This window comes from Kitasatospora cheerisanensis KCTC 2395, assembly GCF_000696185.1.
Taxonomy (GTDB): domain Bacteria; phylum Actinomycetota; class Actinomycetes; order Streptomycetales; family Streptomycetaceae; genus Kitasatospora; species Kitasatospora cheerisanensis.
Window position 1 is genome coordinate 1 of the sequence record NZ_KK853997.1, and the last position, 8142, is coordinate 8142.

The 8142-nt window shown below is 71.5% G+C and carries 8 protein-coding genes and 1 pseudogene; 2 read left to right on the forward strand and 7 right to left on the reverse strand.

The features are described 5' to 3' along the window. From KCH_RS42080 to KCH_RS00035, 6 genes are all read right to left on the reverse strand, one after another. A partial coding sequence (locus KCH_RS42080) for a DEAD/DEAH box helicase family protein (protein WP_035857861.1) occupies nt 1-385 on the reverse strand: 385 nt, incomplete at its 3' end. Continuing rightward, nucleotides 325-639 carry a DEAD/DEAH box helicase family protein gene (locus tag KCH_RS42085; RefSeq protein ID WP_167573930.1) on the reverse strand — a complete coding sequence of 105 codons (315 nt, stop codon included), beginning with the start codon at nt 637-639 and terminating at the stop codon, nt 325-327. The genes KCH_RS42085 and KCH_RS42080, both read right to left, overlap by 61 nt. A gap of 240 nt (nt 640-879) precedes the next feature. Further along, the gene (locus KCH_RS00015) at nt 880-1578 is read right to left on the reverse strand and encodes a hypothetical protein (RefSeq protein ID WP_035857869.1); all 699 of its coding nucleotides are present in this window, start codon (nt 1576-1578) and stop codon (nt 880-882) included. Further along, nucleotides 1575-3836, reverse strand: coding sequence for a hypothetical protein (locus KCH_RS00020; RefSeq protein ID WP_035857872.1), 2262 nt, complete (start codon nt 3834-3836; stop codon nt 1575-1577). Before KCH_RS00020 ends, KCH_RS00015 begins: the two co-directional genes overlap by 4 nt. Before the next feature lie 7 nt (nt 3837-3843). Continuing rightward, nucleotides 3844-4179, reverse strand: coding sequence for a helix-turn-helix transcriptional regulator (locus KCH_RS00025; protein ID WP_035857874.1), 336 nt, complete (start codon nt 4177-4179; stop codon nt 3844-3846). A gap of 1000 nt (nt 4180-5179) precedes the next feature. Beyond that, the gene (locus tag KCH_RS00035; RefSeq protein WP_051652566.1) at nt 5180-5647 is read right to left on the reverse strand and encodes a hypothetical protein; all 468 of its coding nucleotides are present in this window, start codon (nt 5645-5647) and stop codon (nt 5180-5182) included. Nucleotides 5648-5919: 272 nt separating this feature from the next. Here KCH_RS00035 and KCH_RS38860 point away from each other — a divergent pair. Together KCH_RS38860 and KCH_RS38865 are read left to right on the forward strand one after the other, a co-directional pair. Continuing rightward, a pseudogene (locus tag KCH_RS38860) lies at nt 5920-6764 on the forward strand (IS630 family transposase); the annotation flags it as partial. Nucleotides 6765-6819: 55 nt separating this feature from the next. Further along, nucleotides 6820-7754 (forward strand): IS5 family transposase gene (locus KCH_RS38865; protein WP_425268717.1). Its coding sequence is split into 2 segments (ribosomal slippage): nt 6820-7146 and nt 7149-7754, totalling 933 coding nucleotides; the frame shifts between segments, so codons are not numbered across the junction. Here KCH_RS38865 and KCH_RS00055 read toward each other — a convergent pair. Beyond that, on the reverse strand, nt 7749-8142 hold a 394-nt coding region (locus tag KCH_RS00055), incomplete at its 5' end, for an SCO4402 family protein (protein ID WP_244305039.1). The two genes, KCH_RS38865 and KCH_RS00055, sit on opposite strands and share 6 nt — an antisense overlap.

The following is an 8142-nucleotide window of genomic DNA, read 5'->3' on the forward strand; positions in this document are numbered from 1 at the left end:
GCCGGCGCAGCGCCGGGACCTGGCCGTCGTCGTGGACGGCCGCCCACGCCTTCCCCTCCGCGCCTGCCGTGCGGTGGGCCTCGTCGATCACCACCAGGTCCCAGGCCGGGAGGCCGAACTGCTGGTGCGCCTGGATGATCCGCTCCAGCGAGGCGTAGGTCGCGTAGACGGTGACCGGCTCGCCGGCCTTCTCGGCGGCGACCAGATCCGCGATCCACGGGGCCTGCGTCGTCACACGGGCGTGGACGCGGCCGCCGGCCTCCGCGCTCTCCAGCGCCTCCTCCCGCGAACACGCCGCGATGGCCAGACCCCGCCGCCCGCCCTTCAACGACCAGGCCTCCGCCGTCTGCTCCAGCAACTCGATCGTCGGCACCAGCACCAGCACCCGGCCCGCGCCGCCAGCCGCCGGGCGCAGCCGGCCGCGATCAGGGTCTTGCCCGAGCCGGTCGCCGCGATGACGGTGGCGCGGCCACCGTCCTTCACCTCGCGCACCGCCGCCGCGACCGCGTCCTTCTGGAACCAGTGCAACGGCAACGGATTCACGGCGGCAGTGCCGGACGGCTGCGCGGGCAGCGGCGCCACGGCCTGGGTGCGCAGCCTGGCCGGCACAGTCTGCTCGGCGGTGGCGGTGGTCTCCACGGCGGTGCTTCTCCTTCGGATGCTGAGGCTGGGGAGGTGGGGGCGGTGTGACTGAGCGCTTCAGTTGGCCAGTTGAGCGAAGCCACTGACCAGCGGCAATGCCTGGAGCCGGTTCCCGCAGAACGGACCTTCGAGCTTCGCGGCCCACTGACCAGGCACAATGCCAACACTCAACTGGCCAACTCAACCGCTCACCGGCCAACTGAAGCACTCAGTCACAGGCGGGCGGACCTACTGCTGCTACTCGGGGACCCAGCCCCGGACTTCGAGGTAGGCGATGTCGGCATCGGCGACGGCACGGCCGGTCTCCACCAGCCACTCGCGCATGGCCTCGGTGACGTCGCCGTGGTGGTCGGCGACCCGCTGCGACCACTCCGCCGCGTCGAACCCCCCGGTGGAGGCGGAGCCGTAGGTGCGCTCCTCCGTGCCGTCCGAGCGCGGGATGAACCCGCGGCGCAGACCGCCGGAGTCCTTCTCCGAGCCCGCGCTGTACACGTACTGGTCGGCCTTCATCCGCACCGTGAAGGCCAGGCGGCCGCCCGCCTGCCCGGTCTCGTGCACCACCGGGGCGAGGTGGGAGGCACCCGACCGGATGGCCTGCTTCCCGGCCCGGCCCGCCATGCTGCCGCCGGCCTCGCCGACCGTGTCCTTGCCGCGCACCCGCGCCTTCTGGCCGGTCTTCGTGCGACGGCGCTGCACGTTCTCCTGGGCGACCGCGGCGAGGGCCTCGGTGTCGCGCTCGCCGCCGCGCACCGCACGGACCAGCTGGCGCAGCGCGCCGACCATGCTCGCGCCCTTGCCCTTGGTGAAGAACTGGGAGACGAGCGAGGCGTCGCGGCCGAGCATCTTGGCGACCTGGCGCTTGGTGTAGCCCTGGTCGATCAACTCCTGCGTGAGCCGCGCGGCCTCGTTCGGCTGATTCGGGTCCGCCGGACTCACCGGTCACCTCCGGCCGTCTGCTCGGCGGCGAGTTCGGCGCGGCCCAGGCCCCGCAGCTTCAAGTACTCCTCCTGGCTGGTCGGGTGGGGCACCGGGCCGGTGAGGTGGCCCTTGAGGAGGTAGTCACCCGGCTCCCCGCGATAAGGCCAGGGCTGACGCTCGGTCAACGCGATGCCGTCCGTGCCGAAGTACACGACCGTCCCCGGCCTGGCATGCAGCGCTCCGGCGTGCGCGACAACCTCCTTGCCCTGGCGGTACTTCATGTCCAGCAGCGCCGCCCGCGCCCCCGACCACACATACGCCGCCCACTCCGGGTGCGCGTACGGGTCGCGGGAGAACCCGGCCTGACGCTGCCAGGTGATCGTGTCGCCGTCCTGGCCGAGGATCTCGACCCCGGCCGGGAGCGCCTCCCCGGCCGGAGTGGTGCCGGAGACCAGGCGCGGGCGCTGCGCGAAACCGCCCAGACCGAACAGCAGCACGGAACGCACGGCGCGGGAGGCGAGGTAGGCAGCCTGGCGCTGGCGCTCGTCGGCGTGCGCGCGGGACAGGCTCGTCAGGTCGGCCCACGCGGCCTTCAGGCGCTTGCCCCACTCGTCGAGCGGCTTGCCGTCCTCGAAGAGCAGGCCGCCGAGGATCTCGACCTTCCACGGCGCGATGTGGTTCGACAGTGCGAGGTGGATCTCCGCGCCGCCCGCCCAGGTGGTGAACGTGCTGCCGGGCTCGGAGGGGTAGATCCAGGCGCGGTCACCGGTGACGGGGGCAGGCAGCAGGCCGACGTGGTTCCAGCCCTGAGGGACCGTCACCCGCACGTTCCAGTGCGAGCAGGACATCAGGGCCTTGACCTGCTCCGGCCCGCTCATCGCCGCGAACCCGGCCGCGGTGATCCGGCGCGGCGTGCCGACCGGCGACTTCCACAGGTGCTTGGCGTAGGCGAACGTGCGGTCGTACTCCACCAGCGCCGGCAACTGCTCCGGCACCCGCGGCGGCAGGAGCAGTTCGGTGCGGCCCTGGCCGCCGGTCGCGTGCAGCAGGCCCCGCAGCTCCTCCGACAGGACCGGGTAGCCGCCCGCCCACTTCCCACTGGTGGGGATCGTGCGCGACCACAGGTCCCGGCCCGTCTGCGACGGCGAGCCCATCAGCACCGCATCGTCCCAGTGACGGCGCAGCGCCTGCCACAGCAACGTGAACGCCTGACGGCACGTCACCACGTCCGCGCCGTCCGCATCGAACCACTCCCCCATCGACCGGATCTCCGTCACCGGACCCTCCGGCGCAGTGGCGGGGGCGTAGCGGCCCACGGGCTGGCGCTGGTGGACGAAGTGCCCGGCCAGCTTGTCCCGGCCCGAGCCCACGGCGGTCGTCCACCGCTCGGAGGGGGTGTTCAGCCACGCGGCGACCGCGTCCTTGAGCGTGGAGTAGCGCTCGGCGCCGTCGTGCCACGGCCCGCCCGCGGTGACGTAGATCCGCTCCGTGCCCGGCGCGGCGGCCAGGACAGCGTCGAGGATCTCCCCCGGGGTGCGGGCGCCGAGGTCGAGCCGCACCACACGGTCGCGGACCGCCAGCTCACCCGTTGCGGCGTCCAGGAACACCGTCGAGCGGGCCTGCTGCGTGAAGCTCGGGCGCTTCGACACCAGGCCGGCGGTCACAGCCTCGAACCGGGCGCCCGCCGGGCCGTCCGGAAGAGTCGGCAGCTCACGCGGACCGACAGCGGCCACCGGACGCACCGGAGCAGCGACCGAAGCGACCGGACCCACCGGTGCGGTCGGCTCAGCCGGGACGACCGGCGCGGCCGACGCGGGCTGCTCGACGGCCTGGCCCTCGACCACGGCTGGTGCTTCGACGGCCGGGACAGCCGCAGTGGGGGCGGCAGGGACCGGCTGCTCGACGGCGGGAGCCGGGCGGGTCAGCGCCGGAGCCACCGCGGCCGCGGGCTCGGCGTCGACCGGCGCGGCCACAGGCACCGGGACAGACACGGGCGCGACGGGGGCGTCGGCCTTGGCGGCGCGTACGGCGGCCGGGGTCGGGTCCAGCAGCGGGGCGATCCGCACGACGTCTCCGACCGACAGCCCGGAAGCCTTCGCCACCGCGTCGGCCTTGGCGGCCTCATACCCCGCCAGCCCCGCGACCCGGCGCGCCCGCTGGGCGGTGAGCTTGTCCAGCTCCTTCTGCGCGGCCGCGACCATCTTCTCGGCGGCCGTGATCTCGCCGCGCAGCTCGCGCAAGCCGGCGAGCTCGGCGGTGTACGCCTTGCGGTCCATCAGGGCCTCACTCCCCCTCGGCGGCAACGGCGGTGGTGCCGGTGTCGATGGGTCGGGCGCGGCGGGCGAGGGCCAGCCAGCCGTCCGGGCCCCGGGTGCCGTGGATGTCGGCCAGCCCGGCGAGCAGGACCGCGTACGCGCCGCGCTTCGGCGCCCGCGGCTGCGAGGTCCCGTTCTCCCACTTCGCGAACGTCTCCCGCCGGGTCTGCAAGGCCTCGGCCACCTCGACCTGCGTCAGCCCGGCGGCCTTGCGCAACCGCTCCCGCTCCGCCGGCTCCGGCAGGTCCCCGCCGTCCCGGGCCTTCTCCAGCAGCGCGTCCACCGCCGCGAAAATCTCCGACATCACGCACCTCCCGCTCGGGAAAGTAGCACAGAACGCCTCATCTTCTGCGGCGCTTCTACTCGCACAAATGCCTCGCAATTAGTCACGTATGAGCCGCACCTCCGCCCGGGCGCTCCCGGCCGACGGGGCGCACGGCGAAGGCGTGGACGGCAGCGCGAAGCCCGCGGCGGCTGGCGGCCGGGCTTCCTCGATCGCGGCGATCGCACGGCCGATCGCGGCCCACCCCGGCGAGCACCGGCGGCCCCGGACCGCACCTACCTCATCTGGGTCCTGCACCCCGCCAGCGGCCAGCTCCACACCCTGCCCGCGCTCCGCACCCGGACTCGGCGAGGCCTGCCTGCACCACGTCCACGCCGACCAGCAACCCGACACCACGCCGCCCCCGCCCGGCCGCCGCTGCGGCCCCTGCCGGTCCGTGTCTCTCCCCGCCTCGCACGAGCACCTCAAACCCAGTTACCTCAACGCCCTTACAAGTCGGCAAGCCCGCCATCACTCTCCTGACCCGGCCCGCCGGACGCCGGCCGGCCGCTCCGCGCGGCGTGCTCTGTCCGATGCTCCCGGCAGGCCGCAGTCCGAACAGCAAAAGGCCGCCGCCCTGCGCGAGGCCGGGCAGGGTGAGCTCTTCCGCGGGATCGACCTGCTTCTCGCGTTGCCACAGCCGCGCAACGGCGTCCCCCGGCGACTGGTCGCCCGGCGCCACGGACTACGTCGCAAGGGCCTGCGCCGGACCCTTCAGCAGCAACCGGTCCGACGGCCGGCCCGGGCCATGCCCGCCGACGGCACCCAGCGCCGCCGCATCCGCGCCCTGGCCGGGCCGGCCGGTCGACCGCGCAGATCTGGGCGCGGATGATGGACGACCACGACATACCGCTGACCTACAGCACCGCCAACGCCTTCCTACAGGCGGGGCGATCCACCACGCACCGCTGACGGCGATCTGCCGGATCCAATCGCGCTGGGCCACCCGTAGCGGTCGCCCGGCGCGGCGACATACAGGCGATCAACTCGTGGCGGCGGAGCTCGAAGCGCTGGCGTGTTGCAGTAGATACAGGTTCCCGATGTCGGGATCGCCGAAGAAGAAGAACAGTTCCAGGCTCCTGTGCGCATCGCGGCGCACATGGAAGCGCCACGTGTACGTCAGGGGCGCAGCGACCGATTTCTCCACCTGCGGTGAGGCTTCACGCGCATCTACCCCAATCCGAGTGGTCACGGTGACGACGACGTTCTGTCCGCCGGCACGGTCTGTCAGCTCCCAGGTCCCCGCGCCGGAGATTCGCCAGCCGTCGTCGAAGTCGAAGTCGACGCCGTCAAGTCGCTCAACGACAGCCGTCCCGTCCTGGTTGAGCGTCAACCGCGTCTGCTCGGCTCCCTCCCAGACCCCGGCCGCCTCGGCTACGGCTGCGTCATGAAGTCCAGTGCCTTCGTAGTACTGGTAGGGGCCGGCGCAGGCACACAGCACAGACAGCATGACCGCCGCGCCTCCTACGGCCCACCTTCGTGATCCCGTCCGCCCCACTGCAAGCCCTCCCGATCGCCACGCGCCTGGCTACCGGTGCAGGCGAGCCTTGAGCGCACACACCATGGCATGATTATTGAACATGTTCAACTTGCATCCAGTCGGCCGGGGTACCTCGAAGAGGCCCGGCCTCGCATCCACTACTGAACTTGCTTGGGTGATGTCGGCCGATGTCGGTGCCGTTCGCCTGACAGCCGGGTGTCGGCTCCGGTAGCTCTGGGAGTGTGAGGTACGCGCAGGGCGGCGGGCTGACCGATGCCGAGAGAACCACGCGAGAGCGGTTAGGGCTTCAGGCCGTGGAGCGATTCGAGGCTCGGCAGAAGAACGCGAAGATCGCCGCTGCCTTGCGGATCAGCGTGCGGTCGGCCGAGCGGTGGCGCCGGGCCTGGCGCGAGGGCGGCGAGGCGGGTGTCCTGTCGAAGGGGTCACCGAGAAGGCCTCGGCTCAGTGAGGCTCAAATTGCCAGGTTGGAGCGGGAGTTGGAGCGCGGTCCACGGGCCCACGGCTGGGCGGACCAGCGGTGGACGCTGGCGCGAATCAAGACGCTGATCGGCCGTCTGTTCCATGTCTCCTGCACGGTCGAGGGCACCTGGCGGCTGCTGAAGCGGCATGGCTGGCACTGGCAGCAGCCCGCCCGGCGGGCGATCGAGCGAGACGACGCGGCGGTAGAGGTGTGGAGGAAGGAGACCTGGCCGCGGGTAAGAGCGCGGCGAAGCGCGGGGCCTGGATCGTCTTCGAGGACGAAGCCAGGCAGTCGACGACTTCGCCGCGTGCCAGGGCCTTGGGCCGGATCGGTCAGACCCCGGTCGTGAGGGTGAGAGGCCGTGGCTCCGGGCGCATGTCGATGGCGGGCATGACTTGCTACAAGCCTGGCCAGCGATCCCGGCTGATCTATGCCATCCGTGAGTGCTGCGGCCGCAAAGACGAGCCGAAGGGCCTCGGCTGGAAGGACTTCCGCGACCTGACAGTCCGCGCCCGCACCCGGCTCGGCGGCCCGATCGTGCTGGTCTGGGACAACGTCCGCCTCAACCCGACGGCTGGCATGCGGGACTTCATCAACGCGAACGCTAGGAGCTTTCCGGCCGATCATGTGACTGTCGCCTGGTCGGATCGTTGTCCCGTATATGGGGCGGGGTGATCTGTCGGATGCGGAGTGGGAACGGCTGCGACCGTTCCTGCCGGTGAGCAATGGTCGGTGTGGGCGGTGGCGTGATCACCGGCAGGTGATCGACGGGATACTGCACCGGGTGCGGACAGGGGTGCACTGGCGCGATCTGCCGGAGAGGTTCGGGCCGTGGAAGACGGTCTACGAGCGCCATCGACTCTGGTCGGCGGACGGCGCTTGGGAGCTTCTGCTGCAGCAGGTCCAGGCCGCAGCCGACGGGGCCGGCGAGATCGATTGGGACATTTCGGTGGACTCAACCATCGTGCGCGCACACCGGCACGCGGCCGGCGCACGCACCGACCCCCCGCCGGCCCTTGCCGAGTCAATTGGGGACGGGACGCTGGAACACCAGGGCGAAACGCCGTGGCAGAGCCTCGTCGGCCACCTGGTGGAGGTGGTGCGGGAGGCGAGGGCCTGGGCCGGTCGCGCGGCGGCTTCACCAGCAAGATCCACCTGAGTGCGGACGGCTGCTGTCGGCCGCTGTCCCTGATCGTCACACGGGGGCAGCGGGCCGACTGCACCCAGTTCGTGCCGGTACTGGAGAAGATCCGGGTCCCCCGCCGCGAACTGGGCAGGCCCCGCAAGAAGCCCGACAGTGTCTCGGCCGACAAGGCCTACAGCAACGGTCCCTGCCGTCAGTACCTGCGGCGTCGCGGAATTCCGCACACCATTCCGGAGAAGGCCGATAGCCAGGCCGCACGCCTGCGCAAGGGATCACGAGGCGGGCGGCCACCGGGGTACGACGAGGACCGGTACAAGAAGCGGAACACCGTCGAGCGGGCCATCAACAAGCTGAAGAACTCCCGGGCCGTCGCGACTCGCTATGACAAGCGCGGCTACGTCTTCCTCGGAACGGTGACCGCTGCGGCCCTGGTCATCTGGTTGCGGTCATGAGTCGACGTGCTGGTCTTCCGTCCTGGACGCAACCGGCTCGGTGCCGAGCGGCCAGCGGTAGCCGGCGTCATGCAGCTTGCTCAATGCCAAGTGATCATTGGACACCAGCACCTGGGCCAACCGGGCTGCTGCGGTGACTACGGCAGACCAGCCTGGTGCGGCCAGATAGACCTCGTCACGGGCAGCGGCGCCGACCGAGTCCTGGACCGCGTTGTAGGCCGTGCCAAGACGCGCCATCAGCTCGACTTCCTCCTCGCTGCGAAGGCACTGTCCAAGCCAGGGCAGAGGATTGCTCGCATCGCAGAAGTCGTCGAAGAGCACGTGCACGGTGTAGTCCAGGTTCTCGACCTGATCCGGATCGAGCCACACCTCTCGCTGCCATGTCGGA

What these genes read in the sequence shown, in the direction of transcription:
- KCH_RS00020 (WP_035857872.1), bottom strand. Translation starts at nt 3,836, where the DNA reads ATGGACCGCAAGGCGTACACCGCCGAGCTCGCCGGCTTGCGCGAGCTG.
- KCH_RS00035 (WP_051652566.1), bottom strand. Translation starts at nt 5,647, where the DNA reads ATGCTGTCTGTGCTGTGTGCCTGCGCCGGCCCCTACCAGTACTACGAA.
- KCH_RS00025 (WP_035857874.1), bottom strand. Translation starts at nt 4,179, where the DNA reads ATGTCGGAGATTTTCGCGGCGGTGGACGCGCTGCTGGAGAAGGCCCGG.